Below are 26498 nucleotides of genomic sequence, written 5' to 3'. Positions count from 1 at the left end.
AACTAACTCACTAGTTCGTACATTAGTTTCGAGCGTCAACCCCGAGGTGCCCCTGATGACTCCATCTCTACCGGTTCTGGTCCTCAACGGACCCAACTTGAATTTGTTGGGCCAGCGCCAACCGGAGTTCTACGGGAGAGACACCCTGGACGACGTCGTTTCCCGCTGTGAAGCGGCGGCCGAGAAGTTCGGAGTGGTGGTCGAGGCAAAGCAGTCGAACCACGAGGGCCAACTGATCGATTGGGTCCACGAGGCCAGGGGAAATGTCGCGGGCATCGTCATCAATCCCGGTGGGTACTCGCACACCTCCGTTGCGTTGCGCGACGCTCTGGTCACACTCGATGCCCCCGTCGTGGAGGTGCACATCAGCAACATCCACAGTCGCGAAGAATTCCGTCACCACTCGTATGTCTCCGGCATCGCCGACGCCGTCATCTGTGGATTGGGAATCGACGGATACAGCGCCGCAGTCGAATTCGTCTGCATCCGAGAAGGGAAGAACTGATGAGTGATTCGATCCTCTGCGGTCTGATCGGCACCGGAATCGGAGCCTCCTTGACTCCGATCATGCACGAGGAAGAAGGGCGCAGACAGGGCCTGCCTTACGTCTACCGCATCCTCGATCTCGACGTGATGGGAATGGCGCCGTCGGACATCGGTGAACTTCTCACCTATGCAAGACGTTTCGGCTTCCGCGGCCTCAACATCACTCACCCGTGCAAGCAGTTGGTGATCGAACACCTCGACGAGCTCTCGCCGGATGCGAGCCGGCTCGGAGCGGTGAACACGGTCCTCTTCGACTCCGGCAAGGCGATCGGACACAACACTGATTGGTCGGGCTTCGGCCGCAACTTCGACGACGGACTTCCCGGAGCACAGCTCGATCGCGTCGTGCAGCTCGGTGCCGGCGGAGCCGGTGCGGCGGTTGCCTATGCAGCGCTCACCCGCGGTGTCGGGACACTGACGTTGGTCGATTCGAGCCTGCCTCGCGCGGAGGAACTTGCACAAACCTTCGCGCAGCAGTTTCCGGCGCAGGTTGTCGAGGCGCGGCACACGAGCGACCTCGCCGAAGTGCTCGGCAACGCAAACGGATTGATCCACGCGACTCCGATGGGAATGGCGGCTCATCCCGGAATGGCATTCTCGCCAGATCTGCTCCGTCCAGATCTGTGGGTAGCGGAAATCGTCTACCGCCCGCTCGAGACCGAGCTGCTACGTCAGGCGAGGTTGATCGGAGCCCCGACGCTCAGCGGAGGCGGAATGACTGTCTTTCAGGCCGTCGACGCGTTCCGGATCTTCACGGGCATCGAGCCCGACAGTAAGCGGATGCTCGCGCACATGACGGAACTCGTGCACGGCGAACAGACTGCGGCAGCGCTGTGAGTGCCCCGGTCCGGACGTCGATCGCGACGGTATCGCTCAGTGGCACTCTCGAGGAGAAGCTCGACGCCATCGCTGCTGCCGGCTTCGACGGCTTCGAGGTGTTCGAGCCGGATTTTGTCGCTTCGCCGTGGTCCCCGAAGGAATTACGAACGCGGGCTGCGGATCTGGGCTTGACCCTCGATCTGTATCAGCCGTTCCGTGACTTCGACACGGTGGACGAGGCCCAATTTGCTCGGAATCTTGTTCGAGTGCAACGCAAATTCGAGCTCATGGATCAACTGGGGTGCGAGACGCTCCTGGTGTGCTCCTCGCCCCTGCCGACCGCAAGTCACGATGACGGTCAGTTGACAGAGCAATTCGGAGCTCTCGCCGAACTGGCGTCCGAGCACGGCAAGAAGGTTGCCTACGAGGCGCTCGCATGGGGTGCCCACGTCAACACGTACGGTCATGCTTGGAGGATCGTCGAGGGAGTCGATCACGCGGCGCTCGGAACCTGTTTGGACAGCTTTCACATCCTCTCGCGCGGTGACGATCCCGCCGGAATTCGCGAGATTCCCGGCGAGAAGATCTTCTTCCTCCAGTTGGCGGACGCTCCGTTCTTGGCGATGGACATCCTCCAGTGGAGCCGGCATCACCGAAACTTCCCGGGGCAGGGCAGCTTCGATCTCAGTGCGTTCGCTCAGCATGTCTACGCCACCGGTTACGACGGACCGTGGTCGCTCGAGATCTTCAACGACGTATTCCGACGCGCGGACACCCAGCGGACGGCAATCGACGCTCATCGCTCGCTCCTCCATCTGGAAGAACAGGTCGCCGCCGCGAACCCTTCCGCCGGTGGACCCACGCTGTTCACCGCCCCGGAGCGCACCCCGCTCGAAGGGATCGTGTCTCTGCGAATCGCTGCGGGTCCGGCTAAACAGGACCAGGTGCACTCGATGCTCTCCCGCGTCGGTTTTCATCTGGTCGGACGGCACCACGATCACGACTTGCAGTTGTGGCGGCACGGACCGCTCACCGTTGCCGTCGACGCGACAGCGGGCACGGTGTGGACGGCGCCCGGGCTGCCCGCGGATCTGCCGGTTCTCACTCAGATCGGCATCAGGGCAACCGAACCCGAAGTGTGGGGAGAGCGCGCTCTGGCTCTCGAAGTACCGGCGACGCGCGTGCAGTTGCCCGGTTCGAGCGACGAGAACTCCGAGGTACCGGACGTCGTACGCTTGAAGGTCACCGATGCGACATCGATCGACCTTCGTGGCCCCGGCAGCGCTGCAGCGTGGGAATCGGCATTCGAGATCTACCCGCTGCCCGCCGAGCGCAATCGTGAACAGGGCGCAGTGTTCACCGGGATCGACCACGTGGCACTGGCAGTTCCGGCGGAGAGTTGGGACGGCATCATGCTGCTCCTGCGGTCCGTGTTCGAGATGCAACCGCACGAGGGGCAGGATGTCACCGATTCGGTCGGACTCATGCGGAGCCAGGCACTCACGCTCGTTCATGACGGTGACGGACGTACCCTGCGGATCTCACTGAACATGGTGGAGGGCAGTCGAAGCGGGCTGCCGACGGTCCGTCGCGGCGGCGTCAGCCACGTCGCTTTCGCGTGTGAGAACATCTTCGGTGCCGCTGCGTCCATGCAGGACTGCGGCTTTGCTCCGCTACCCATTTCCCCGAACTACTACGACGATCTGGACGCACGTTTCGGTCTGAATTCAGAACTGCTCGACCGGATGCGCAGCGCCGGAATCCTTTACGACGCTGACGCCCGCGGTGAGTTCTTCCACCTGTTCACCCCGACGGTCGGGGGAGACCTGTTCTTCGAGGTCGTGCAGCGAGTGGGTGGATACGAGGGCTACGGGGAGGTCAACTCCGCTGTGCGACTGTCGGCTCAGTTGCGCGCGAATCAGACGTGACCTCGACTCGGTGCGGGTGCGAGTAGATATTCATCGAATCGCCGCGGATGAAACCGGCGAGGGTCAACCCCGATTCCTGTGCCAGCTCCACGGCCAATGACGACGGCGCGGAGACTGCGCCCAGAATCGGAATGCCCGCCATGACGGCCTTCTGGACGAGTTCGAACGACGCCCGCCCACTGACGATCAGGATCGTGTCGTAGAGCGGCACTCGGCCGTCGGTGATTGCCCACCCGATCACCTTGTCGACTGCGTTGTGCCGGCCGACGTCCTCGCGCAGCGCCAGGAGTTCGCCGGTGGCGGTGAACAATCCGGCTGCGTGCAGGCCTCCGGTGCGCTCGAAGATCCGTTGGCTCTCCCGAAGCGTGACCGGCATGGCAGACAGGACGGTGGAGGTGACGGAAGTCGTGTCACCGACCAGGGGATGCCGCGTGGTGGTTCGGACGGCATCGAGTGACGTCTTGCCGCACACGCCGCACGCGGAACTGACGACGGTGTTGCGATCGGTGGTGTGATCGGGCAACGGCACTCCGGGAGCGAGCGCGATGTCGAGGACGTTGTAGGTGTTCGCGCCGGTTTCGTCGACGCCGTCGCAGTACCGGACGACGCTCACGTCGTCGCGGGTACCGATGACGCCTTCGCTGAGAAGGAATCCGTGGACGAGGTCGACGTCGTTGCCTGGTGTTCGCATCGTCACGGCCAGCACCTGACCGCCAACCCTCATTTCGAGTGGTTCTTCGACGGCCAGCGTGTCGGGGCGCGTGACGACCCGATCACCCGAGATTCGAACGACCGGTGTTCGTGCGGTGACCCGTCCCATCTCAGGCGCCTGATGCTTCGAGTCGAACAGTGACGGCCTTCGAGACCGGCGTGTTCGACTTGGCTGCAACGTGTTCGAGGGGAACGAGCGGATTTGTCTCGGGGTAGTACGCCGCCGCATTGCCGCGGGGGGTGTCGTAGGAGACGATGCGGAATTCCGTGACCCGACGCTCTTCGAGTGTTCCGTCTGGTGTTGTCCACTCGGACACGATGTCGACGAGATCGCCGTCGCGGAATCCGAGTGCAGTGATGTCTTCGGCATTGACGAGGATGACCTTGCGTCCGCCCTTGATACCGCGGTATCTGTCGTCGAGGCCGTAGATCGTGGTGTTGTACTGGTCGTGGCTGCGCATGGTCTGCAGAATCAGGCGCCCGCTCGGAGTGGGTATCCAGTGCAGTTCGTTCACGCCGAAGTTGGCTTTGCCGGTGTGCGTGCGGAACTCACGCGAGTCACGCGGTGGGTGTGGGAGCTGGAATCCATCCGGCTGGCGAACCCGGGTGTTGTAGTTTTCGCATCCGGGCACCACTCGTGAGATGGAGTCGCGAATCAGGTCGTAGTTGCCCTCGAAGGCCGACCAGCGGACGGAGTGATCGCTGCCGAGTAGTTCGCGGGCGAGTTGGCAGATGATGGCGACTTCGCTACGTAGGTAGGGGCTGACCGGCGTGAGGCGTCCGCGCGACAGGTGCACCATGGACATCGAATCTTCCACGGAGACAAGCTGCTTTCCGCCGGCCTGGACGTCGAGGTCGGTGCGTCCGAGGGTGGGGAGGATGATTGCGGTCTGCCCGTGAACGACGTGGCTTCGGTTCAGTTTGGTGGAAACCTGAACGGTGAGTTCGCATTGGCGCAGCGCGGTTTCGGTGGCTGCGGTGTCCGGGCTGGCCTGGATGAAGTTGCCGCCCATCGCCATGAAGAAGCTTGCCTTGCCGGCATTCATCGCGCGGATCGCGTCCACGGTGTCCCACCCGTGCTTGCGAGGGCTCGAGATCGAGAACTCGGTGTCGAGCGCGGACAGGAACTCTTCCGGCATCTTCTCCCAGATGCCCATCGTGCGGTCACCCTGGACATTGGAGTGTCCTCGCACCGGACAGACCCCGGCACCGGGTTTGCCCATCATTCCACGCATGAGCAGCAGGTTGACCGCTTCTTCGATGGTGGCGACTCCGTGTGTGTGCTGAGTGATGCCCATGGCCCAGCAGGTGACGGTTCGCTCGGATCGGGCAAGCGCGGCAGCCGTTTCCTCGAGCTGCGCCATCGACAGGCCCGTCGCCTCGAGTACCGTGTCGAGATCGACCGCGCGGATGTGCTTCTCGTATTCGTCCCAACTGGCGCAGTAGCGGTCGACGAATGCGCGATCGACCACCGTGCCGGGAGCGCGATCTTCCTGCTCGAGCAGCAGCTTCCCCAAGCCTTGGAACAGCGCCATGTCGCCGCCCAGCCGGATCTGCAGGAACTCGTCCGCGATGTCGACTCCGTGCCCGATCACGCCGGAGACTTTCTGCGGATCCTTGAACCGCCGCAATCCCGCCTCGGGGAGGGGATTGATGGCAATGATCTTGGCGCCGTTGCCCTTTGCCTTCTCGAGTGTCGAGAGCATTCGTGGGTGGTTGGTGCCGGGATTCTGTCCGGCGATGAGGATGAGATCGGCGTTCTCGAGGTCGGGAACCGTCACCGAGCCTTTGCCGATGCCGATGGATTCGGTCAGTGCGCTTCCGGACGACTCGTGACACATGTTGGAACAGTCGGGCATGTTGTTGGTGCCGTAGCTACGAATCATCAACTGGTAGAGAAACGCTGCTTCGTTGGACGTGCGACCGGAGGTGTAGAACACTGCTTCGTCCGGCGACGCGAGGCCGTTCAGATGTTCGGCGATCAGTGCGTACGCGCCATCCCAGTCGATCGGCTGGTAATGGGTTGCTCCCGGGGTCAGGACCATCGGGTGCGTCAGTCGGCCCTGTTGGCCGAGCCAGTAATCGGTCTTGCCTTCGAGGTCGGCGATCGAGTGCTCCGCGAAGAATTCAGGCGTGACCGTGCGAAGCGTTGCTTCCTCGGCAACGGCCTTCGCTCCGTTCTCGCAGAACTCGGCGGGCTTGCGATGTCCGGGAGTCTCCGGCCACGCACACCCCGGGCAGTCGAAGCCGTGACGCTGGTTGAGCCTGGTGAGCGTTCGGGCGGTCCGCAAGGCTCCCATCTGCTCGATTCCTCGTTGCAGCGACACCAGAACGGCCGGCACTCCGGCGGCGTAGTCCTTGGGGTGCGTGACTTCGAGATCCGATTCGTCGATGTCTTTCGAGGGGCCCTGGCGCGTCATGTCTCCATACTGGCCCGAACGGCGCGGTACTGCCATCGAATGGGACGGTCGAACTCACCGGAATGCGACATTCATCGGCTAGCCTTACCTACCGAACGGGCGGACTTAAGGGGTAAGAGCATGGATCGAACGGACGCAGGTCGGCTGACCCGGCGCGGATTTCTGATCGGCACGTCGGGAGCGTTGCTGGCATTCGCCGCAGCCTGCTCCAGTTCGAACGACGAGGACACGCCCCCCAGCGGTGACTCTGCGGGATCGATCACCCACAAATTTGGGGCTACCGAGCTGCCCGAGGATCCGCAGCGGATCGTCAGTGTCGGATACAACGATCAAGATGCGATCCTCGCCCTCGGTGGGACTTTGGTCGGAACCTTCGACTGGTACGGCGATTACCCCTACGGTGTGTGGCCATGGGCGCAGCCGCTGCTGAACGGGGCGACTCCCGAGATCATCGGAACCGCGGGCACCACCATTCAGATGGAGAAGGTCGCTGCCACGACACCCGACCTGATTGTCGGCACCTACTCCGGGCTCACTCAGGCGCAGTACGACAAACTCAGTGCCATTGCGCCGACGGTGGCGCAGCCGAAGGAGTTCGCGGATTACGGAATCCCCTGGCAGAACCAGACGACCATCATCGGCGAAGCGCTGGGGCAGCAAGGAAAGGCCACCGAGCTGATCGCCGGCGTCGACAAGAAGTTCGCCGACGTGAAGACGGCCAATCCGGCGTTTGCCGGCAAGACCGTTCTGGTCGGCGCGTTGAAGGGGCCGGGGCAATTCGGGGTCTACGGACCGGAAGACCCCAAGGTGAGGTTCTTCACTGAACTCGGATTCGTGAATCCGCCTGTCACCGATCAGATCACGGGTAACTTCGCCGAGATCAGCACCGAGCAACTCTCGCTTGCGGACGTCGACGTACTCGTCTGGTACGCCGGTGGTGGCTACGGCGACAAGCTTCGGGCGGAATTGGACAAGACCCCGATCTACCAGGAACTCGACGTCGTGAAGGACGGCCGCGCGATCATTCTGGAAGACGCTGCTGCCGAAGCCATGACGTGGAGCACCGTACTGAGCTTGCCGTATGCGCTCGAACAGATTCCGCCGCGGATTGCGGGCTTGCTCGTCTGATCGGTTCAAGGACAGCGCTGTTCAAAGTCCAGGGATTCGGACAGTCGGCGGTACTCTCGCCTCATGGGTGTACACGTGCGGCCGGCTGTCCGATCCGATATTCCGGCGCTGTCGGCGGTGTTGGCCGAGGCGTTCGAAGATGATCCCTTGATGGCCTGGATGTTGCCGGACGAGGACTCCAGGGCTGAGCGCCTGACGAAACTGTTTGCCGCAGAAGCTCGTTACCACCACTTCGCCGGTGGCGGTGTCGAGGTGGCCACCGATGACAACGGCGTGATCGGCGGGGCAACTCTGTGGGATCCGCCGGGGCGGTGGAAGCAGTCGTGGATTTCCGGGCTCGTGAGCCTGCCCGCAATGGTGCGTGTCTTCGGCAGGGGGCTACGACACGCGGCCGAGGTCAGCTCCGTTCTCGAAGGAGCACATCCGAATTCGCCGCACTGGTATCTCGCGACGGTCGGGACCGGCAGCGCGGCGCGCGGTGGGGGATACGGCAAAGCCCTACTGAACTCCCGGTTGGAGCGTTGCGATCGTGAACACGTCGACGCTTACCTCGAGAGCAGCAAGGAATCGAACATCCCGTACTACAACCGCTTCGGTTTCGAAGTGACCCGTGACATCGTCATGCCAGGCGGCGGGCCGACGATCTACGCAATGATGCGTCAACCGCGGGGCGCGTGATACCAACTAGTGGTGACCCAGATTCCCGAGCTCCACGCAGGCACACCGTTCGACGAACTCGACGACTACATCGCCTTGGCCAGGTTGTCCGGCCTGGTGTTGTCACCCGACGGCTCGCTGCTGATCTGCGCGCGCGCCGTTCTCGACGACAAGAGCGCCGAATACGTGTCCTCGTTGTGGGAGATCGACCCGGAAGGTCGGCGTCCGGCGCGTCGGTTGACCTGGGGCTCGACCAGCGAGTCGGGTGCTGCCTTCGCGTTCGACGGCGACGTGCTCTTCACCGCCACGCGAGCCGTGCCGGGCGAGAGTGATCCGCAACCCGCACTCTGGCGCTTGCCCGCGGCGGGCGGAGAAGCTCAGCTGTTGATCTCACGTCCCGGTGGTGTCTCGTCGGTATCAGCGGCCAAGGCGGCGCCGACGTTCGTGGCCCAGACGTCGGTCATGGCTTCGGCGATCAGCCTCGACCAGGACGATCAGGTGCGATCGGCGCGCAAGGACAAGAAGGTCACGGCGATGCTGCACACCGGATATCCGGTGCGCCACTGGGACCACGACCTGGGCCCCGATCATCCGCATCTGGTTGTCGCCGAGACGGATTCGAAGGAATCCGTCGAGTTGCGGGACATCACACCAACTGCAGGCGCGGCGCTGCGAGAGACGTCGACCACGATTTCCGACGACGGTCTCTTCGTCGTGACCACGTGGACTGTCGGCGATGCGAGTGCCGCCCGCCGATCGACGTTGGTTCGGATCGACACGGTGACCGGCGACCGAACCACCCTTGTCGACGAGGCCGACGCGGACGTCTACAACCCGGTGCTCTCGCCGGACGGAACCAAGCTCGCGTTCATCCGGGAGACTCTCACCACGCCGGAGTCCGCACCGCGAATGACTCTGCAGCTCTACGACTTCGGATCCGGTGCCGTGACCGGCGTGGCTGACGGCTGGGATCGCTGGCCTACCTCACTTGCCTGGCTACCCGACGGATCCGGGCTGGTGGTCACCGCTGACGACGGCGGCCGAGGGCCGATCTTCACCATCGACCTGTGGGGTCAGCCGGTGCGCCTGACAGCCGACGACGCGGCGTACACCGATGTTCGAGTGGCGCCGGACGGCGAGTCGATCTACGCGTTGCGAGCCTCGTACGAAGCGCCCCCGCACGTGGTGCGGGTGGATCTGGGATCCGGTGAGATCACCGCACTTCGTGGACCCGACGCATTGCCGGAGCTGCCGGGAACACTGACCGAGATCACCGCTCGCGCCGAGGACGGTTCGACAGTCCGGAGTTGGTTGGCACTGCCGACCGGCGCCGCACCGCACGCACCGGTGCCATTGCTCCTCTGGGTCCACGGCGGCCCACTCGGTTCGTGGAACACCTGGTCCTGGCGGTGGAACCCGTGGCTGCTCGTCGCCAAGGGCTATGCCGTACTGCTGCCCGATCCCGCACTCTCGACCGGATACGGGCAGGATTTCGTCCAGCGCGGGTGGGGTCAGTGGGGCAAGGCGCCCTTCACCGACCTGATGGCGATCACCGATGCTGCCGTCGCGCAGCCCGAGATCGACCCCAAGCGAACCGGCGCGATGGGTGGTTCGTTCGGCGGTTACATGGCCAACTGGATCGCCGGCCATACCAACCGTTTCGACGCGATCGTCACCCACGCAAGCCTCTGGGCACTCGATCAATTCGGCCCGACGACGGACGCGGCCTGGTACTGGCAACGCGAGATGTCGCCGGAGATGGCCGTCGAGAACTCGCCACACCTGTACGTCGCGGACATCACGACTCCGATGCTGGTCATCCATGGCGACAAGGACTACCGGGTTCCGATCGGTGAGGGCTTGCGACTCTGGTACGAACTGCTCGCCGAGTCAGGTCTGCCCGCCGACGACGACGGGAAAACGGACCATCGCTTCCTGTACTTCCCCGACGAGAATCACTGGGTGCTCAAGCCACAGCACACCAAGATCTGGTACGAGGTGGTCACCGCGTTCCTCTCCGAGCACGTTCTCGGCGAAGATGTCGCGCTGCCCGAGATTCTGGGCTGAACGCGCGCGTGCCTCGTTCGGCTGAAACAGCCGAACGAGGCACGATCGTCTTCGCGTGGATCCGGACCGGACTCAGGCGCCGGGGCAGCGAACCGTGTACGCCCACTCGGTGTGGTCAGGGCCCGTGACGCGAACCAGAACGGACGACGCCCCACCGGCGGGCACGTTGACGACAGCTGAACCAGTTCCCTCGTTGATGTTGTCGCCGATGTATCCGGTGCTGTGGATCAACCGACCTTCGTAGTACACCTCGATCAGGTCCGGGACGTTTTCGGTCTCGTAGCCGAGCACGAACGAGGTCGGGCCACCGCGGCCGAGTTCGTGCTTGGTGCTGGTGATTCCTGCGCCGCCCGAGACGGTCGAGGCGTCGCAGCGCTGCATGGGTGCAAACGATCCGCCGCCGCCGCTGCCGCTGGCCAGGCCACTGAGAATGTCCCTGACGTTGCCACTGGCCAGGCCGTTGACGATGTCCGTCGCGCTGGTCGAGCCGGCGTTCAGGCCGCCGAGAACGTCGTTGAGGTTCCCAGTGGCGATCCCGCCGACGATGTCGCCCACGCTGCCGCTGGCGATGCCGTTTGCGATGTCGTTCCCGATATCGCCGACGCTTCCGTTGATCGTGGCGCTGCCACTGTCGATGCTTCCTTGCACGCTTTCTTCTATGCCGGGGGCAGCGGACGCAGTCGCCGGAAGCACGAGGGCAACCGCCGCTCCGATCGTCGCGGCCGCCGCCAAGGTTCGAACGCCGGGACGGCGAGAACTCCAGTTGTTCAACATATTTGCTCCACAGGTAGTTGGTCGGTCGTCCTTCAGAGCGATCCTGTCAGCGGAGCGGATCGGTGAATATCGTTTGTTCGGCTGACCCCGGACTGCGGGGCAGTCGTTCGTGTGCGCCGCGGCGGCCGACGGGCGAATTCGTTCACGACGGGGGAGTCATTAGGATCAAGTGGTGACCAGTGCAGCTCCAGAGAACCCCCAGACCCCCGCCGACGCCCTACCCAAGAGCTGGGACCCCAGCGCTGTAGAGGCCGATCTGTATCAAGGCTGGGTAGACGCCGGGTACTTCCAGGCCGACGCGACCAGCGACAAGCCCGGCTACTCCATCGTGCTGCCGCCCCCGAACGTCACGGGCAGCTTGCACATGGGCCATGCCCTGGATCACACCCTCATGGACGTGCTCAGCCGTCGCAAGCGGATGCAGGGCTACGAGGTGCTGTGGCTACCTGGCATGGACCACGCCGGTATCGCCACGCAGTCCGTCGTCGAGAAGCAGCTCGCTGCCGACGGCAAGACAAAGGAAGATTTCGGCCGCGAGCTCTTCATCGACAAGGTCTGGGACTGGAAGCGCGAATCCGGTGGAACTATCGGGGGCCAGATGCGGCGCATCGGTGACGGTGTCGACTGGAGTCGCGATCGTTTCACCATGGACGAAGGCCTCTCGCGCGCCGTCCAGACCGTCTTCAAGCGCATGTTCGACGAGGGTCTGATCTACCGCGCCGAGCGTCTCGTGAACTGGTCGCCGGTGCTGCAGACCGCGATCTCCGACATCGAGGTGAAGTTCGAGGACGTCGAGGGTGAGCTGGTTTCCCTGCGCTACGGCTCGCTCGACGACAACGAGCCGCACGTCATCGTCGCGACCACTCGCGTCGAGACGATGCTCGGTGATACCGCAGTGGCGGTCCATCCCGAAGACGAGCGCTACAAGCACCTCATCGGAACCACTCTCGATCATCCGTTCACCGGGCGTCAGATTCCGATCATCGCGGACGACTACGTCGACCCCGAGTTCGGAACCGGCGCAGTGAAGATCACGCCGGCTCACGACCCCAACGACTTCGAGATGGGCCTGCGGCACAACCTGCCGATGCCCACCATCATGGACAAGACCGGCAAGATTGCCGACACGGGAACCGAATTCGACGGTATGGACCGCTTCGAGGCTCGCGTCAAGGTTCGCGAAGCTCTCGCCGAGCAGGGCCGCGTCGTCGCCGAGAAGCGCCCGTACCTGCACAGCGTCGGGCACTCCGAGCGCAGTGGCGAGGCCATCGAGCCTCGTCTCTCGTTGCAGTGGTGGGTCAAGGTCGAGACGCTCGCCAAGGCTGCGGGTGACGCGGTTCGCAACGGGGACACCGTCATTCACCCGGCGAGCCAGGAACCGCGATGGTTCGACTGGGTCGACAACATGCATGACTGGTGCATTTCCCGCCAGCTCTGGTGGGGCCACCGCATTCCGGTCTGGTACGGCCCCGAGGGTGAAGTTGCGTGCTTCGGTCCCGACGAAACGGCACCGGAAGGCTGGGTCCAGGATCCCGACGTCCTCGACACCTGGTTCTCCTCGGGACTGTGGCCCTTCTCGACGATGGGCTGGCCCGACAACACGCCCGAACTCGAAAAATTCTATCCCACCAGCGTTCTCGTCACCGGCTACGACATCCTGTTCTTCTGGGTCGCCCGCATGATGATGTTCGGCACCTACGTGTCCGAGGACGAGTCGATCACCGCCGGTCCGGGTAAGTCCGGCGCGCAGATGCCGTTCAAGGACGTGTTCCTGCACGGACTGGTCCGCGATCAGTACGGCAAGAAGATGTCGAAGTCTCGCGGCAACGGTATCGACCCACTCGACTGGGTCGATCGTTTCGGCGCCGACGCCCTGCGATTCACACTCGCACGCGGCGCCAACCCGGGCAGTGACCTGTCCGTCGGTGAGGATTCCGCGCAGTCCTCGCGCAACTTCGCGACCAAGTTGTTCAACGCGACCAAGTTCGCTCTGATGAACGGCGCTGCTCCCGCGCCGCTGCCCGCTCGAAGCGAACTGACCGACGCCGATCGTTGGATCCTCGACCGTCTCGACACGGTCCAGGCCGAGGCGGACGCCGCATTCGATCGCTACGAGTTCAGCAAGGCGTGCGAAGGCTTGTTCCACTTCGCGTGGGACGAGGTCTGTGACTGGTACCTCGAACTCGCCAAGGTGCAGTTCGCCGCCGACGAGGCTGTCGCCGCGAACACCCGCGCCGTGCTCGGCAACGTTCTCGATGCACTGCTCCGCCTCCTGCACCCGGTCATTCCGTTCGTGACCGAAACCCTGTGGAAGGTGCTCACCGGCGGCGAATCCGTCGTCGTCGCCGACTGGCCGACGTTGTCCGGTGTGGCGGTCGACGCCCAGGCCACCACCAGGATCGAAGACACGCAGAAGCTGATCACCGAGGTGCGACGTTTCCGAAACGATCAGGGGCTCAAGCCTTCCCAGAAGGTTCCGGCTCGTGCGTCCGGGCTCTCGGAGGCAGGCATGGACGGCCAGTTCGCCTACGTGGCGGCGCTTGCCAAGCTGACCGAACCCGAAGAGGGATTCACCGCGTCGATCTCCGTCGAGGTGCGTCTGAGCCAGGGCACCGTCACGGTCGACATCGACACCTCGGGCACCATCGACCTCGGCGCGGAGAAGAAGCGGCTCGAAAAGGACCTCGCGGCAGCTCAGAAGGAGCTCGTCACCGCTGACAACAAGCTGGCGAACGAGGCCTTCCTGGCGAAGGCGCCCGACGCCGTCGTCGACAAGATCAAGACACGTCGCCAGATCGCCGTCGAAGAGATCGAGCGCATCACAGGACGTCTGAAGGAGTTGGCCGACAAGTGAGTTCGTACGAGCCGTCCCAATTCGACGCTCAGAGTTCGGTTCCGACTCCGGTCGACATCGCCGAACTGGCGCTGGTGGAAGCAGAACTCGACAAGCGTTGGCCTGAGACCAAGATCGAGCCGTCACTGACTCGTATCGAGGCGCTCATGGATGTCCTGGGCTCACCGCAGCACAACTATCCGTCGGTGCACGTCACGGGAACCAACGGCAAGACGTCGGTGACGCGCATGATCGACTCCTTGATGAGCGCTCTGCATCGTCGTACCGGCCGAACCACCAGCCCTCATCTGCAGATCGCGACCGAGCGGATCAGCATCGACGGTCATCCGATCTCCCCGCGGCTCTACGTGGACACGTTCCGCGAGATCGAGCCGTACGTGCAGATGATCGACGCACAGTCGCAGGAAGCCGGGGGACCGGCGATGAGCAAGTTCGAAGTGCTCACTGCGATGGCCTATGCGGCATTCGCGGAGGCTCCGGTGGACGTCGCCGTGGTCGAGGTCGGCCTCGGCGGACGCTGGGACGCCACGAACGTAATCGACGGACAGGTCGCGGTGATCACGCCGATCAGCCTCGATCACGCCGAGTACCTGGGCACCGACCTGGCCGGAATCGCGGAGGAGAAGGCCGGGATCATCAAGAAGGGCCGCGAGGACCTGGTTCCGGTGGACACCGTCGCGATCATCGCCGAGCAGACTCCAGAAGTGATGGAGGTATTGCTGCGCCGTGCTGTCGAGGTCGAGGCCGCGGTCGCGCGTGAAGGCTCGGAGTTCAAGGTGCTTGCTCGCCAGATCGCGGTAGGCGGACAGCAGCTCGAACTTCAAGGCTTGAGTGGCGTGTACACCGACATCTTCCTCCCCCTTCACGGTGAGCATCAGGCGCGCAACGCCGCGCTCGCGCTCGCTGCCGTCGAAGCGTTCTTCGGCGCCGGTCCGGATCGACAACTGGATCAGGACGCAATCCGCAACGGGTTCGCCTCGATCGTCAATCCCGGTCGCCTCGAACGTGTTCGGAGTGCGCCGACGGTCTTTCTCGACGCCGCACACAATCCCGACGGTGCGCGTGCTCTCGCCGCCGCACTGGCCGCGGAGTTCGACTTCCGCAAGCTCGTGGGAGTTGTCAGCGTCATGGCGGACAAGGACGTCGACGCCATCTTGACTGCATTCGAATCCGTCTTCGACGAGATCGTCGTCACCCACAACGGGTCACCCCGGGCGATGGATGTCGAGGAGCTGGCGAACATTGCCGTCGCGAAGTTCGGCGACGAGCGCGTCGTCGTGGCGCCGGTGCTTGCCGACGCGTTGGAAGTCGCGATCGAAATCGCCGAGCAGGTCGCCGAACCCGGCGAAGCCGTATCAGGGGCAGGTGTGGTGGTGACGGGATCCGTCGTGACCGCAGGCGCCGCCCGCACGCTGTTCGGAAAGGACCCCGCGTGAGTACCCCGTCAGATGCCAATCCCGAGTCCGGAGGCCACGAGCCCGGAGACCCCGAGTCCGGAGACACTGCCGGCGAGTTCGGGCCTCCGACCAAGGACCCCTGGAAAAGTTTCCGCGGAGTGATGGCCGGAACCCTGATCCTCGAGGCGATCGTCGTGCTGCTGGCTTTGCCGGTTGTCGCGGTCGTCGGCGGTGGCCTCACCGCGGCCTCCGCGGGATTCATCATCGGGTTGGCGGTACTGATGATTCTGGGAGCCGGCGTCCAGGGCAAGCCGTGGGCGATGGGGTTCAACGTCGCACTGCAGGTGATTCTTCTATTCGGTTTCTTCGTCCACCCGTCGATTGCCGGTGTGGCGATCACCTTCGGGATCGTCTGGGGATACCTCGTCTACCTGCAGAGAGACATCAAGCGCCGGATGGACAAGGGCCTGCTTCCCGGCCAGCGGGACTGACCATTTAGGCTGTCCGCTGTGACTGAGCGCACCCTCGTACTGATCAAGCCCGACGCCGTTGCCCGTGGATACGTAGGAGAAATCCTCAGCCGTATCGAGCGCAAAGGCCTGACAATTGCAGCACTCGAACTCCGTGTAGCTTCCGAAGAGGTGGCTGGTAGCCACTACGCAGAACACGCCGAGCGCCCGTTCTACCCGAGCTTGTTGGAGTTCATCACCTCCGGTCCGCTGGTGGCCGCAGTGCTCGAAGGCCCCCGCGCCATCGCTGCTTTCCGTCAGTTGGCCGGCGGAACCGACCCGGTCGACAAAGCTCTTCCGGGCACCATCCGTGGCGACTTCGGACTCGAAGCGCAGCAGAACCTCGTTCACGGCAGTGACTCCGTGGAGTCGGCAGAGCGCGAAATCGCTCTGTGGTTCCCCGCGCTGTCGTCCATCTGAATCTTCGATCGGGGCCTCTGGCCCACATGTAACGGGCCTCTGGCCCACATGAACGGGCCTTCGGCCCACATCTCCACAGCGAATTCTCGGCACGTATCCCACATCGGTGCGCCCTTTGCAGTTGCAGGCGCGTTGGTGTGGGATACTGCTTTCAGTTGAACCGCAATTTGTTTTACGCACGTTCAACCGGATGGCACCTAGGTTCGATGCCCTTTCATCGCTGCTCCAGGTCAACAGGAAATCCCTGGACCTCTGCACGCTGGATGATCAGGCGCTCGCGCACAGGACAACGGCCATCCAGCCAGGCACTTCATGTGCTCGCAGTGAATAACGGGCATTGCGGACCATGCGGAGCGAGACCTTACAATCTCGCACTCACTTCTGAGTGCGAGTACACACAGCACGCTCCCGCGTGGCCGCGTGACAACTCGACATCTGGGTTGGACGCGCCCGGGGGCTGAGGAGACTTACGTGGCCGATCAATCCCCAACCGAATCAGATTCCAGCACCACCCCGGAATTTCCCGACAAGATGCGCGTACACGCGCTGGCGAAGCTGCTCGGTGTCACCAGCAAGCAGGTCCTTGCCGAAGCCGCAGCGCTCGGTACCGAATTGCGCAGTGCGCAGTCGAGTCTCCAACGTGACGTTGCCCAGCGGATTCACGCCTCGCTGACTTCCGCGGCCGAGGCCATCGAGCCGGTCGTCGCCGAGCTCGATAGCCTCATAGACCCGGTTGTCGAGGCCCCGGTTGTCGAGGCCCCTGTTGCGGAAGAGCCTGCTGCAGAGGCTCCGGCCGAGAAGCCTGTCAGGGCTCGTCGCACCCGCAAAAAGGTCGTTGTCGAAGAACCGGCCGCCGAAGAACCTGCCGCCGACGAAACAGTGGATCCGGCTGTCGCCGAGATCAGCGCTGGACTCGACGCCGCTGCTGCGCTGCAGAGCAAGGAAGCCGAGCAGTCCGATCTGTTCACTTCCTTCGAGGCGCCGCAGACCCATCAGCCCGAGGTGGCTCCCGCCGCGCCGCAGGTCCCGCTGTTCCTGCAGCCGGATCTCGAAGCCGCCGAGGTAGCTCCGCGTCGCCGTCGCGCACGCCGCGAGCCCGCTGCACCGGCGGTCGTCGAAGAGAAGCAGACAACTGCGGAAGCCGAAACCGTCGTTCCCGAGGCAGCACCGGTTGCAGTTCCTGCCGTCGAAGAGCCGGCTGTGACCGCACCGCAAACCGAGGGCGAGAGCGCCGAGTCCGAGGACGAGGACGACGATCAGCCGCGTCGCCGTCGTCGTGGACGCCGTGGACGTGGACGTGGTCGCGGTGAACAGGGTGGCGAGCAGGGCTCGGACGAAGAGTCGGATACCGCTACCGAATCGGAGCAGGAATCTGCCCCTGCGGCAGTCGAGAAGCAAACCGACGACGCTGCCGGCGAAGAATCCGGTGATAAGTCCGAGTCCACCGCTGATGCGGATTCCGAGAATGCCGACGATTCCGATCTCGATGCCGACGGATCGAGCCGCCGTCGCCGCCGTCGTCGTCGTCGCAAGACCGGCACCGACGGCGCCACCGACGCGACTGCGACGTCCGAGGACGATCCGCCGAACACCGTCGTTCACGAGCGCGAACCTCGCAACAAGACCCGCGTCAAGGACGAGGTCCAGGGCATCAGTGGTTCGACACGTCTGGAAGCGAAGCGTCAGCGTCGCCGCGACGGTCGTGACGCCGGCCGTCGTCGCCCGCCGATTCTGACCGAGTCGGAGTTCCTCGCGCGTCGTGAGGCCGTCGATCGCGTCATGGTTGTGCGTGATCGAGCAGACAGCGGTCAGCCGCATGCGACTACACAGGTAGCAGTCCTCGAAGACGGAGTGTTGGTCGAGCACTTCGTCACCAACTCGGCGTCCGCGTCGATGGTCGGCAACGTGTACCTCGGACGTGTCCAGAACGTGCTCCCCAGCATGGAAGCGGCGTTCATCGACATCGGACGTGGCCGCAACGGCGTTCTCTACGCCGGTGAGGTCAACTGGGAGGCTGCCGGTCTCGGTGGCAACTCGCGCAAGATCGAGCAGGCCCTCAAGCCGGGCGATCAGGTGCTCGTTCAGGTCAGCAAGGATCCGGTCGGCCACAAAGGTGCTCGACTGACCACACAGATTTCGCTTGCCGGTCGTTTCCTCGTCTACGTGCCCGGTGGTACGTCCACGGGTATCAGCCGCAAGCTTCCGGACACCGAGCGCAAGCGTCTCAAGGAAATCTTGCGCGACATCGTTCCCGCCGACGCCGGCGTGATCATTCGCACGGCGTCCGAGGGCGTCAGCGAAGAAGAGTTGGCGCGCGACGTGACTCGTCTGCAGGCTCAGTGGGCCGGCATCGAGGAGCAGGCCGCGGCTGCGGACACCGGTAAGTCCGGCAACCCGCAGGCGCTGTACGAAGAGCCTGACATGCTGGTCAAGGTCATTCGCGATCTGTTCAACGAGGACTTCTCCAAGCTGGTCATCGAGGGCGAGAAGGCGCATACGACGGTCGAGAACTACATCAACTCCGTTGCGCCCGACCTGCTTCCGCGACTCGAGAAGTACACGCCGAACAACGGTATCGACGTCTTCGCTGCTCGCCGTATCGACGAGCAGTTGGCCAAGGCACTCGATCGCAAGGTGTGGCTGCCGTCCGGCGGCACCTTGGTGATCGATCGCACCGAGGCCATGACCGTCGTCGACGTCAACACCGGAAAGTTCACCGGAGCCGGCGGAAACCTCGAAGAGACCGTTACCCGCAACAACCTCGAAGCAGCCGAGGAGATCGTTCGCCAGATGCGCCTGCGGGACATCGGCGGAATGATCGTCGTCGACTTCATCGACATGGTCCTCGAATCGAACCGGGACCTGGTCCTGCGTCGGCTCACCGAATGCCTGGGTCGCGATCGCACGCGCCATCAGGTGTCGGAGGTCACGTCACTCGGGCTCGTGCAGATGACGCGCAAGAAGTTGGGCACCGGATTGGTCGAGGCCTTCTCGACCACCTGTGAGCACTGCCACGGCCGCGGCATCATCGTCCACTCCGAGCCGGTCGAGGTGAAGTCCTCGGACGACGGCGGATCGCGTTCGGGCTCGCAGCGAAGCGAATCCAGCACCTCGCGCAAGAACAAGCGAGGCCGCGGAGACAAGTCGCCTTCTACCGAGTCCAACGGACAGGAAGCTCCGGCGCCGGAGGTTCCGGCTGTCGACGCGACCGTCAAGCGGGCTCATCCGGTGGCATTGGCGATGGCCTCGCACCACCACGACGACGACGAGACCGTCGCGGCCGACTCGATCGAGTCTGATTCCACCGGTACGTCTTCGGGGGATGATGCATCCAAAAGTGCCGATCGGCAACAGGATCGGCCGATCGATACTCCTGCTGCTACTGAGCGCCATGACGTTCCTGTTGTGGACTCTGCTGCGGAAGAAGTATCCGCAGTGGACAACGAGTCGGCGGCAGCTTCGACCGAAGCAGCTCCGCGCGGTCGTCGGCGTAGTCGCCGGGCGTCGCGGGCAGCGTCGGCACCGGTTGCCGAGGCAGCTCCCGAGGTGGGTACGGTCTTCGTGATTCCGACTCCGGAACCCGTGGCAGAAGCGGTCGTGGAAAACGTTCCGGCTCCGGCCACCGAAGTTCCGGCTGAGGAAGAAGTTGTCGTCGTCAAGCGACCCCGTCGCAGGCGTGCAGCAGCACGTCCCGCAGGTCCTCCGGTAGACGGAGAGTAAGAACTACTGGCTTTCGGTCGGTTGGATGACTTCGCGATGAGCGAGGACATCCAACCGTTATCCGAAGTTTCAGCTGGTAGAAGCAGTACAGAGTAGTGAGCACCACCCCTCGGCGGGGCGGTTTGACCCTGACGGTTGCTTTCCCGTAACCTTGGAGGGTCGCCACCCGGCGGTAGAGATTCCGTGTGCCTAGAGTGCGCGTGAATGTCCCGGTACGTCAGTGCCGAGCCGAGGTGACATAAACCAGACCAGTCGCGATGCATTTGAAGCCTCAGGCAGCAGCGCGAGCAAGTTCGAAGAAGCAAGGGGTAGCCCTCCGATGGCAACGTACGCGATCGTCAAGACCGGCGGAAAGCAGTACAAGGTCGCTGTTGGTGACCTCGTCAAGGTCGAGAAGATCGAGGGTGAGCCCGGCACTGCTGTCTCGCTTGCTCCCGTTCTCGTGGTCGACGGATCTGACCTGACCACCGACGCGGCCAAGCTGGCCAAGGTCGCAGTCACCAGTGAGATCGTCGAGCACACCAAGGGCCCGAAGATCCGCATCCACAAGTTCAAGAACAAGACCGGTTACCACAAGCGTCAGGGCCACAGGCAGCCGATCACGGTGCTCAAGGTCACGGGCATCAAGTAACCAGTTCTTTCTAGCTAATTTCACCCGAGGAGGGTCAATAGCATGGCACATAAGAAGGGTGCATCCAGCTCCCGTAACGGTCGCGATTCAAACGCCCAGCGCCTCGGCGTGAAGCGCTTCGGCGGCCAGTCGGTCAGCGCAGGCGAAATCCTGGTTCGCCAGCGCGGCACGCACTTCCACCCCGGCGTCAACGTCGGCCGTGGCGGCGACGACACCCTGTTCGCTCTCGCTGCCGGTGCAGTCGAGTTCGGCCAGAAGCGTGGACGCAAGACCGTGAACATCGTTCCGGCCGTCGTTGCGGCTGAGGTCTAGTCTTTCTCGCTAGTTGTGCGTCACCGGTTCTACTTTCGGTAAGAGAGTGACGCGTTCCAAGCTCCCGATAGGGGCGGACCAGGGTTGAAATAACCCGGTCCGCCCCTATCGTTTGTTTAAGCAGTGCCAGTTTTACCCCGAGCAACCCTGCTCACCAGAAGTTCAGCTCATCGCGTGAGACCCGCAATTGACTGAGGAAGGATCCGGCAGTCATGTCCCGATTCATTGACCGTGTTGTGCTGCACGTCAGCGCTGGAAAAGGCGGCAATGGTTGCGCCTCCGTACACCGCGAGAAGTTCAAACCGCTCGGCGGTCCGGACGGTGCCAACGGAGGTCGCGGTGGCGACGTCATCCTCGTGGTCGACGAGAACATCCACACCCTCCTCGACTTTCACTTCCATCCCAACGCGAAGGCGACCAACGGCAAGCAGGGCGCCGGCAGTAACCGCGAGGGTGCAAACGGTGAAGACCTCATCCTCAAGGTCCCGGATGGAACTGTGGTTCTCGATACCGACGGCAACGTGCTTGCCGACCTCGTCGGTGTCGGCTCGCGCTACGACGCCGCTCAGGGCGGCCGCGGCGGACTCGGCAACGCAGCACTGGCCTCGAAGGCTCGCAAGGCCCCAGGTTTCGCACTCCTCGGTGAAGACGGTGTCGAGCGTGACCTGGTTCTCGAACTCAAGTCGGTAGCCGACGTCGGTCTGCTCGGATTTCCCTCTGCCGGTAAGTCTTCGCTGGTGTCCGTTCTCTCGGCGGCCAAGCCGAAGATCGCCGACTACCCCTTCACCACTCTGGTCCCCAACCTCGGCGTCGTCTCGAGCGGTGACACCACCTTCACCGTCGCCGACGTGCCCGGGCTGATCCCCGGTGCCAGCGAAGGCCGCGGTTTGGGCCTGGACTTCCTGCGCCACATCGAACGCTGCGCCGTATTGGCGCACGTGATCGACTGCGCCACCCTCGATCCGGGGCGTGACCCGATATCCGACATCGACGCCCTGGAAGCAGAGCTGGCCGCGTACACGCCCGCGCTCTCCGGCGACTCGGGACTCGGTGACCTCGACAAGCGCCCGCGCGTCGTCATCCTGAACAAGACCGACGTTCCGGAGGCAGCCGAGCTGGCCGAAATGGTCACACCCGAGATCGAAGCTCGCGGATGGCCGGTCTTCACCATCTCGGCGGTGAGCCGAGAAGGTCTGCGACCGTTGACATTCGCGCTGGCGAAGATGGTCCGCGACTACCGCGAAGCTCATCCGAAGCCCGAGCCGAAGCGCCAGGTCATTCGCCCGGTCAAGGTCAAGGATTCCAGCTTCACCATCGAGAAGGATCCCGATATCCCTGGTGGGTTCGTCGTCCGAGGCACCCGCCCGGAGCGGTGGATTCGTCAGACCGCCTTCGACAACGACGAAGCCGTTGGTTACCTCGCCGACCGTCTTGCACGCTTGGGTGTCGAGGACGCATTGGTCAAGAAGGGCGCTCAGCCAGGGGCTTCCGTCACCATCGGCGACGTCAGCTTCGAGTGGGAGCCGATGACGCCGGCCGGTATCGATCTGACCCGTACGGGCCGCGGAACCGACCCGCGTCTCGATCAGGTGGAGCGTATCGGCGCCGACGAGCGCAAGCATGCTCGTCGCGTCCGCCGCGGGCTGCTCGACGAAGACGCCTGACTCACGCGATTTCAGGACGAAAACCGAAGAGAGGGAACGGGACTGTGCTCGGGTCCACCAGGGAGTCGATAGCGTCGGCTCACAGTATCGTCGTGAAGATCGGGTCGTCTGCGCTCACCAGTCTGGTGGCGGGACTCGACACTCACCGACTTGATCTGTTGGCCGATGCCATCGAGGCCCGCATGCGCGCGGGCTCCGATGTAGTCGTCGTCTCGTCCGGTGCCGTCGGCGCCGGACTGGCGCCGCTGGGACTGACCAAGCGACCGCGGGATCTCGCGACCAAGCAGGCTGCGGCCAGCGTCGGTCAGTTGGCGCTGGCTCACGCCTGGGGTACGTCGTTCGCCCGTTACGGGCGTACCGTCGGGCAGGTTCTACTCACGGCGGACGACATCGCTCGACGGACGCAGCACCGCAACGCCCAACGGACACTCGATCGTCTACGGGCATTGCACGCGGTGGCGATCGTGAACGAGAACGACACCGTTGCCACCACCGAACTTCGATTCGGTGACAACGATCGGCTGGCTGCTCTGGTTGCTCATCTCGTCGGCGCCGACGCGTTGATCCTGTTGTCGGATGTGGACGGCCTGTACGACGGGGATCCCCGAAAGGGCGATGCCACACTGATTCCCGAGGTCAACAGTCCCGAGGATCTCGACGGTGTGGTTGCCGGTTCGGGTGGCGCTCTCGGTACCGGAGGCATGGCGTCAAAGCTCTCAGCAGCACGCCTGGCCGCTGATTCCGGAGTGCCGGTGCTGCTCGCGGCAGCATCGGACGCTGCGCAGGCACTCAGTGGTGCCGATGTCGGAACGGCATTTGCGCCCCGGCCGACGCGATTGTCGGCTCGCCGATTCTGGGTACGTCACGCCGCTGACACATCGGGTGACCTTCACCTCGACGAAGGCGCCGTTCGCGCGGTGGTGTCCAAGCGTCGAAGCCTGCTGTCCGCCGGCATCGTCGGTGTGTCCGGCGATTTTCACGCCGGCGATGTCGTGTCGCTGATGGGACCGGGGGAGAAGCCCGTCGCTCGGGGTGTCGTTGCGTTCGACGCTACGGAGATCGAGGAGATCCTGGGGCGCTCCACCGCCGATCTACCGGCCGACATGCAGCGTCCCGTGGTTCACGCGGACGACTTGGTGGCGCTGTAGCTGTCGTACTCGACCAGGGCGGAAAGTGCTTCAGCACAACCGACTTCGAGCTTGAGGTCGGCGTATTCGTCACCTCGGGTCGTTCCGCGATTGACGATGGCGATCGGCTTCCCGGTCTTGGCGGCATGCCGCACGAAACGCAGACCGGACATCACCGTCAACGACGACCCGGCTACCAAAAGTGCATCGGCTTGGTCGACGAGGCTGTACGCCCGGGCCACACGTTCCTTGGGGACGGATTCACCGAAGTAGACGATGTCCGGCTTGAGTAGCCCACCGCACACGGCGCAATCCACGACGCGAAAGTGTGCGGTGGATTCGATCACGGCATCCGCATCGGGCGCGATCTCGACTCCCGTTGCAGCAGCCACAGTTTCGGCAAATCCGGGGTTGGCTTCCTCCAGTCTCTCGGCGAGAGTGGTGCGGGAGATCAGCCGCTGGCAGCTCAAGCATCGAACCTGCGCGTAGGTGCCGTGGAGGTCGATGACGTTTCGCGCGCCGGCCTTGGTGTGCAGCAGGTCGACGTTCTGGGTGATCACACCGACGGCTCGCCCTGTTCGCTCGAGTGCCGCGACGGCCCGGTGGCCCTGGTTGGGCCGCGAGCTGTCCATGTAACGCCAGCCGATGTGGTTACGCGCCCAGTAGTGACGTCGAAACGCCGGATCCCCGATGAACTGCTGGAACGTCATCGGATTGCGCGGGGGTGAATCGGGGCCACGGTAGTCCGGGATTCCGGAGTCGGTGGAGATGCCTGCACCCGTCAGAACTGCCAGGCGACGGCCGGTCAGGAGCTCGGGAAGGGCGTCGAGGCGGCTGTTGTCGGTAGGCACCGTTCCAGGATAGGCGCGTGTGCGAGACGGCGGCGCGGAGGAAGTCCGAAATGTTCAATAGAACACGTGTACGACTGTCGATACTCGTAGACATGAACACAGTGAACCCAATTCCCGCTGGTTACCGCACGATCACTCCCTACCTTGCGGTGCCGGACGGGCATGCCGCACTCGACTACTACAAACGAGCACTCGGAGCTGAGATCGTCGATGCGATGAATGCACCTGACGGCACTCTCATGCATGCCGAGATTCGGATCGGTGATTCGATGCTGCAGCTTTCGCAGGAGATGCCGGACTTCGGTCTCAGGTCGCCGCAGGACGGCTGGGTGCATTCGTCCATCGTCGTTTACACCGAGGACACGGACGAGTTCGTCGCTCGGGCCGTCGCCGAGGGAGCCACGCTGGTCACGGCGGTCGCCGATACGTTCTCGGGTGACCGGCACGGAGTGTTTCTCGACCCATTCGGCCATCGGTGGGCCGTATGCACGAAGGTCGAGGACGTACCTGCGGAGGAGGTGGCTCGCCGGGCGCGGGCGCTCTTCTTCCCGGATACGGATTCGCCACAGTAACTTTCGGCAGCTTTCGCCGGATCATTCAGGCTTCGGCGGCGTGCTCAGTATCCGGCGACCGGGTCGACGAGGGCAGCCAGTGCCTCGCCCTTCGCGAAGCGGGTCACGTTCTTGGAGACGTGATCCGCAAACGCGGCGGGGCGAACTCCCGGCGGATTGGAATCGTGGGGTGTGATGATCGCATTCGTCAGATCCCACAGCGGGTGACCGTCCGGGAGGGGCTCGGGGTCGGTGACGTCGAGACCGGCGCCGCCGATCTGCTCCGACTCGATTGCCTCGACCAGCGCGTCGGTATCGACCAGTGATCCGCGCGCGACATTGATCACCCAGGAATGGGGTTGCATCGCCGCCAACTGCGCGCGGCCAACGAGGTGACGGGTGGCCGGGGTGGCGGGCGCAGCGATCACGAAGTGATCTGCGCGAGAATAGATTTCATCCATCCTGGATGCGGGGTACGTCGAGATGGCCCCGGGAACCGGGCTACCGGAACGATTGACTGCGATGCTGTCCGCCCCCTGCGCGGCCAGCATCGGAATCAGCGCGCGGCCGATACCGCCTGCGCCGATGATCGCAACCGTCGAGCCACGAAGGGTGCCGATCTTGGGAAAGAACTCGAACTGACGCCACGTTCGAGCTTCGATGTGTGCGGGCAGGTGACGAACTCCGGCCAACAGCAGCATGAGCGCGTGCTCGGCCACCGAGGCCGAAAACGCGCCGGCCGCCGAGGTCCACGTGATTTCGGTGTCCTTCGGAATCACACCGGAGTCGAACCAATCCTCGATTCCCGCCGACGGCAGCTGCACCCACCTGACCGACGCCGGTAACTCCGACGGAAAAGTTTCGGGTGAGCCCGCCCAGATCAGGGCGTCGGCAGTGTCGATCGGACTGATCAGACCTCCGCCCCGAAGCACCGCGCTGTCGAGCAGTGCATCGGGGACGGGGCCGATCGCTACGCGTGGAGAGGTGTCAGTCGCCATGACTAGACGCTACGCGGGGACCTCCACCAGTGGGTAGACACCGTTCTCGTCGTGTACCTCACGCCCGGTGACCGGCGGATTGAAAACGCAGAGCATGCGCATCTGCGTATCGGGCTCGACGCGGTGACGCTCGTGACCGTTGAGCAGGTACATCGACCCCGGTGCGAGATCGTATTCCTTGTTGTTGTCCAGGTCGATCAGCTTGCCGGTGCCCTCGACGAGCCAGACCGCTTCGACGTGGTTGGCGTAGTGGAACTCGTTGACCGAACCTGCCTTGATGGTGGTTTCGTGGAACGAGAACCCGACGCGGTCGCCGCCGAGGACGATGCGCTTACTGCGCCAGTTGCCGTCCTCGCTCGTGATGTCGCGGTCGGTGTCGGTGATCTCGGTGGTGGTGCGAACGATCATGGGAGA

22 protein-coding genes are annotated in these 26498 nt (G+C 63.8%); 16 read left to right on the top strand and 6 right to left on the bottom strand.

Annotated features, from left to right (window positions below):
- Positions 1 to 55 precede the first annotated feature (55 nt).
- Genes aroQ through FEZ59_RS01995 form a run of 3 tightly spaced genes read left to right on the top strand, consistent with a single transcriptional unit; the run spans position 56 to position 3293 of the window.
- Complete coding sequence (aroQ, locus tag FEZ59_RS02005; RefSeq protein ID WP_029538345.1) at positions 56 to 505, top strand: type II 3-dehydroquinate dehydratase; 450 nt, start codon at positions 56 to 58, stop codon at positions 503 to 505.
- Positions 505 to 1383, top strand: a complete 879-nt coding sequence (locus tag FEZ59_RS02000; protein ID WP_021333420.1) for a shikimate dehydrogenase — start codon at positions 505 to 507, stop codon at positions 1381 to 1383. The genes aroQ and FEZ59_RS02000 overlap by 1 nt, the downstream gene beginning before the upstream one ends.
- Positions 1380 to 3293, top strand: coding sequence for a TIM barrel protein (locus tag FEZ59_RS01995; RefSeq protein ID WP_172932158.1), 1914 nt, complete (start codon positions 1380 to 1382; stop codon positions 3291 to 3293). The genes FEZ59_RS02000 and FEZ59_RS01995 overlap by 4 nt, the downstream gene beginning before the upstream one ends.
- On the opposite strand, the gene fdhD is transcribed toward FEZ59_RS01995, so the two are convergent.
- A complete protein-coding gene (gene fdhD / locus FEZ59_RS01990; RefSeq protein ID WP_020908229.1) occupies positions 3244 to 4113 on the bottom strand; it encodes a formate dehydrogenase accessory sulfurtransferase FdhD in 870 nt (289 codons plus the stop codon). The genes FEZ59_RS01995 and fdhD overlap by 50 nt on opposite strands.
- Before the next feature lies 1 nt (position 4114).
- Entirely contained in the window at positions 4115 to 6424 is a 2310-nt protein-coding gene (locus FEZ59_RS01985) for an FdhF/YdeP family oxidoreductase (RefSeq protein ID WP_172932157.1), read from the bottom strand.
- Positions 6425 to 6544: 120 nt separating this feature from the next.
- On the opposite strand from FEZ59_RS01985, the gene FEZ59_RS01980 reads away from it, so the two are divergent.
- The 3 genes from FEZ59_RS01980 to FEZ59_RS01970 all read left to right on the top strand — a co-directional run bounded on the left by FEZ59_RS01980 (position 6545) and on the right by FEZ59_RS01970 (position 10276).
- Positions 6545 to 7552 (top strand): iron-siderophore ABC transporter substrate-binding protein, encoded by a 1008-nt coding sequence (locus tag FEZ59_RS01980; protein WP_019749076.1) that lies wholly within the window; start codon positions 6545 to 6547, stop codon positions 7550 to 7552.
- Positions 7553 to 7615: 63 nt separating this feature from the next.
- Positions 7616 to 8230: a GNAT family N-acetyltransferase gene (locus FEZ59_RS01975; protein ID WP_003944518.1), complete on the top strand. Its 615-nt coding sequence runs from the start codon at positions 7616 to 7618 to the stop codon at positions 8228 to 8230.
- A gap of 12 nt (positions 8231 to 8242) precedes the next feature.
- Entirely contained in the window at positions 8243 to 10276 is a 2034-nt protein-coding gene (locus tag FEZ59_RS01970) for a S9 family peptidase (RefSeq protein WP_069146890.1), read from the top strand.
- 72 nt (positions 10277 to 10348) lie between these two features.
- On the opposite strand, the gene FEZ59_RS01965 is transcribed toward FEZ59_RS01970, so the two are convergent.
- Positions 10349 to 11050 (bottom strand): hypothetical protein, encoded by a 702-nt coding sequence (locus FEZ59_RS01965; protein ID WP_172932156.1) that lies wholly within the window; start codon positions 11048 to 11050, stop codon positions 10349 to 10351.
- Positions 11051 to 11222: 172 nt separating this feature from the next.
- Between FEZ59_RS01965 and FEZ59_RS01960 the strand changes: the two genes are divergently transcribed.
- From FEZ59_RS01960 to proB, 9 genes are all read left to right on the top strand, one after another.
- Complete coding sequence (locus FEZ59_RS01960; protein ID WP_172932155.1) at positions 11223 to 13904, top strand: valine--tRNA ligase; 2682 nt, start codon at positions 11223 to 11225, stop codon at positions 13902 to 13904.
- Positions 13901 to 15340, top strand: coding sequence for a folylpolyglutamate synthase/dihydrofolate synthase family protein (locus tag FEZ59_RS01955; protein ID WP_019749072.1), 1440 nt, complete (start codon positions 13901 to 13903; stop codon positions 15338 to 15340). The genes FEZ59_RS01960 and FEZ59_RS01955 overlap by 4 nt, the downstream gene beginning before the upstream one ends.
- The gene (locus FEZ59_RS01950) at positions 15337 to 15792 is read left to right on the top strand and encodes a DUF4233 domain-containing protein (protein WP_019749071.1); all 456 of its coding nucleotides are present in this window, start codon (positions 15337 to 15339) and stop codon (positions 15790 to 15792) included. Before FEZ59_RS01955 ends, FEZ59_RS01950 begins: the two co-directional genes overlap by 4 nt.
- An 18-nt stretch (positions 15793 to 15810) precedes the next feature.
- The gene (gene ndk, locus FEZ59_RS01945) at positions 15811 to 16230 is read left to right on the top strand and encodes a nucleoside-diphosphate kinase (RefSeq protein ID WP_019749070.1); all 420 of its coding nucleotides are present in this window, start codon (positions 15811 to 15813) and stop codon (positions 16228 to 16230) included.
- A gap of 471 nt (positions 16231 to 16701) precedes the next feature.
- On the top strand, positions 16702 to 19950 hold the full coding sequence (locus tag FEZ59_RS01940) for a translation initiation factor IF-2 N-terminal domain-containing protein (RefSeq protein ID WP_172932154.1): 3249 nt from the start codon (positions 16702 to 16704) through the stop codon (positions 19948 to 19950).
- A gap of 319 nt (positions 19951 to 20269) precedes the next feature.
- Positions 20270 to 20581, top strand: a complete 312-nt coding sequence (rplU, locus tag FEZ59_RS01935) for a 50S ribosomal protein L21 (protein WP_003944533.1) — start codon at positions 20270 to 20272, stop codon at positions 20579 to 20581.
- Between the two features lie 42 nt (positions 20582 to 20623).
- Positions 20624 to 20893 (top strand): 50S ribosomal protein L27, encoded by a 270-nt coding sequence (gene rpmA / locus FEZ59_RS01930; RefSeq protein ID WP_003944532.1) that lies wholly within the window; start codon positions 20624 to 20626, stop codon positions 20891 to 20893.
- Between the two features lie 212 nt (positions 20894 to 21105).
- Complete coding sequence (gene obgE, locus FEZ59_RS01925; RefSeq protein WP_019749068.1) at positions 21106 to 22557, top strand: GTPase ObgE; 1452 nt, start codon at positions 21106 to 21108, stop codon at positions 22555 to 22557.
- 44 nt (positions 22558 to 22601) lie between these two features.
- Entirely contained in the window at positions 22602 to 23705 is a 1104-nt protein-coding gene (gene proB, locus FEZ59_RS01920) for a glutamate 5-kinase (protein WP_019749067.1), read from the top strand.
- Here proB and FEZ59_RS01915 read toward each other — a convergent pair.
- Positions 23678 to 24535 (bottom strand): NAD-dependent protein deacetylase, encoded by an 858-nt coding sequence (locus FEZ59_RS01915; RefSeq protein ID WP_070386546.1) that lies wholly within the window; start codon positions 24533 to 24535, stop codon positions 23678 to 23680. The two genes, proB and FEZ59_RS01915, sit on opposite strands and share 28 nt — an antisense overlap.
- 50 nt (positions 24536 to 24585) lie before the next feature.
- On the opposite strand from FEZ59_RS01915, the gene FEZ59_RS01910 reads away from it, so the two are divergent.
- A complete protein-coding gene (locus tag FEZ59_RS01910) occupies positions 24586 to 25107 on the top strand; it encodes a VOC family protein (protein WP_020969987.1) in 522 nt (173 codons plus the stop codon).
- A gap of 44 nt (positions 25108 to 25151) precedes the next feature.
- Here the strand turns inward: FEZ59_RS01910 and FEZ59_RS01905 are convergent, their stop codons facing one another.
- Both FEZ59_RS01905 and FEZ59_RS01900 read right to left on the bottom strand, forming a co-directional pair.
- Complete coding sequence (locus tag FEZ59_RS01905; protein WP_007731007.1) at positions 25152 to 26084, bottom strand: D-isomer specific 2-hydroxyacid dehydrogenase family protein; 933 nt, start codon at positions 26082 to 26084, stop codon at positions 25152 to 25154.
- A gap of 9 nt (positions 26085 to 26093) precedes the next feature.
- Positions 26094 to 26492, bottom strand: coding sequence for an ectoine synthase (locus tag FEZ59_RS01900; RefSeq protein WP_003944463.1), 399 nt, complete (start codon positions 26490 to 26492; stop codon positions 26094 to 26096).
- Positions 26493 to 26498 lie beyond the last annotated feature (6 nt).

Source organism: Rhodococcus sp. MS13 (assembly GCF_013277835.1).
GTDB classification, from domain to species: domain Bacteria; phylum Actinomycetota; class Actinomycetes; order Mycobacteriales; family Mycobacteriaceae; genus Rhodococcus_F; species Rhodococcus_F erythropolis.
The sequence above is the reverse complement of the archived record's forward strand: the minus strand, read 5'-3'. Positions and strand labels throughout refer to the sequence as shown.

Excerpts from the sequence above, each read along its gene's own strand:
- obgE (WP_019749068.1), top strand. The coding sequence starts at position 21,106 with ATGTCCCGATTCATTGACCGTGTTGTGCTGCACGTCAGCGCTGGAAAA.
- FEZ59_RS01980 (WP_019749076.1), top strand. The coding sequence starts at position 6,545 with ATGGATCGAACGGACGCAGGTCGGCTGACCCGGCGCGGATTTCTGATC.
- aroQ (WP_029538345.1), top strand. The coding sequence starts at position 56 with ATGACTCCATCTCTACCGGTTCTGGTCCTCAACGGACCCAACTTGAAT.
- FEZ59_RS01905 (WP_007731007.1), bottom strand. The coding sequence starts at position 26,084 with ATGGCGACTGACACCTCTCCACGCGTAGCGATCGGCCCCGTCCCCGAT.
- rplU (WP_003944533.1), top strand. The coding sequence starts at position 20,270 with ATGGCAACGTACGCGATCGTCAAGACCGGCGGAAAGCAGTACAAGGTC.
- FEZ59_RS01965 (WP_172932156.1), bottom strand. The coding sequence starts at position 11,050 with ATGTTGAACAACTGGAGTTCTCGCCGTCCCGGCGTTCGAACCTTGGCG.
- FEZ59_RS01900 (WP_003944463.1), bottom strand. The coding sequence starts at position 26,492 with ATGATCGTTCGCACCACCACCGAGATCACCGACACCGACCGCGACATC.
- FEZ59_RS01910 (WP_020969987.1), top strand. The coding sequence starts at position 24,586 with ATGTTCAATAGAACACGTGTACGACTGTCGATACTCGTAGACATGAAC.
- fdhD (WP_020908229.1), bottom strand. The coding sequence starts at position 4,113 with ATGGGACGGGTCACCGCACGAACACCGGTCGTTCGAATCTCGGGTGAT.
- FEZ59_RS02000 (WP_021333420.1), top strand. The coding sequence starts at position 505 with ATGAGTGATTCGATCCTCTGCGGTCTGATCGGCACCGGAATCGGAGCC.
- FEZ59_RS01975 (WP_003944518.1), top strand. The coding sequence starts at position 7,616 with ATGGGTGTACACGTGCGGCCGGCTGTCCGATCCGATATTCCGGCGCTG.
- rpmA (WP_003944532.1), top strand. The coding sequence starts at position 20,624 with ATGGCACATAAGAAGGGTGCATCCAGCTCCCGTAACGGTCGCGATTCA.
- FEZ59_RS01985 (WP_172932157.1), bottom strand. The coding sequence starts at position 6,424 with ATGACGCGCCAGGGCCCCTCGAAAGACATCGACGAATCGGATCTCGAA.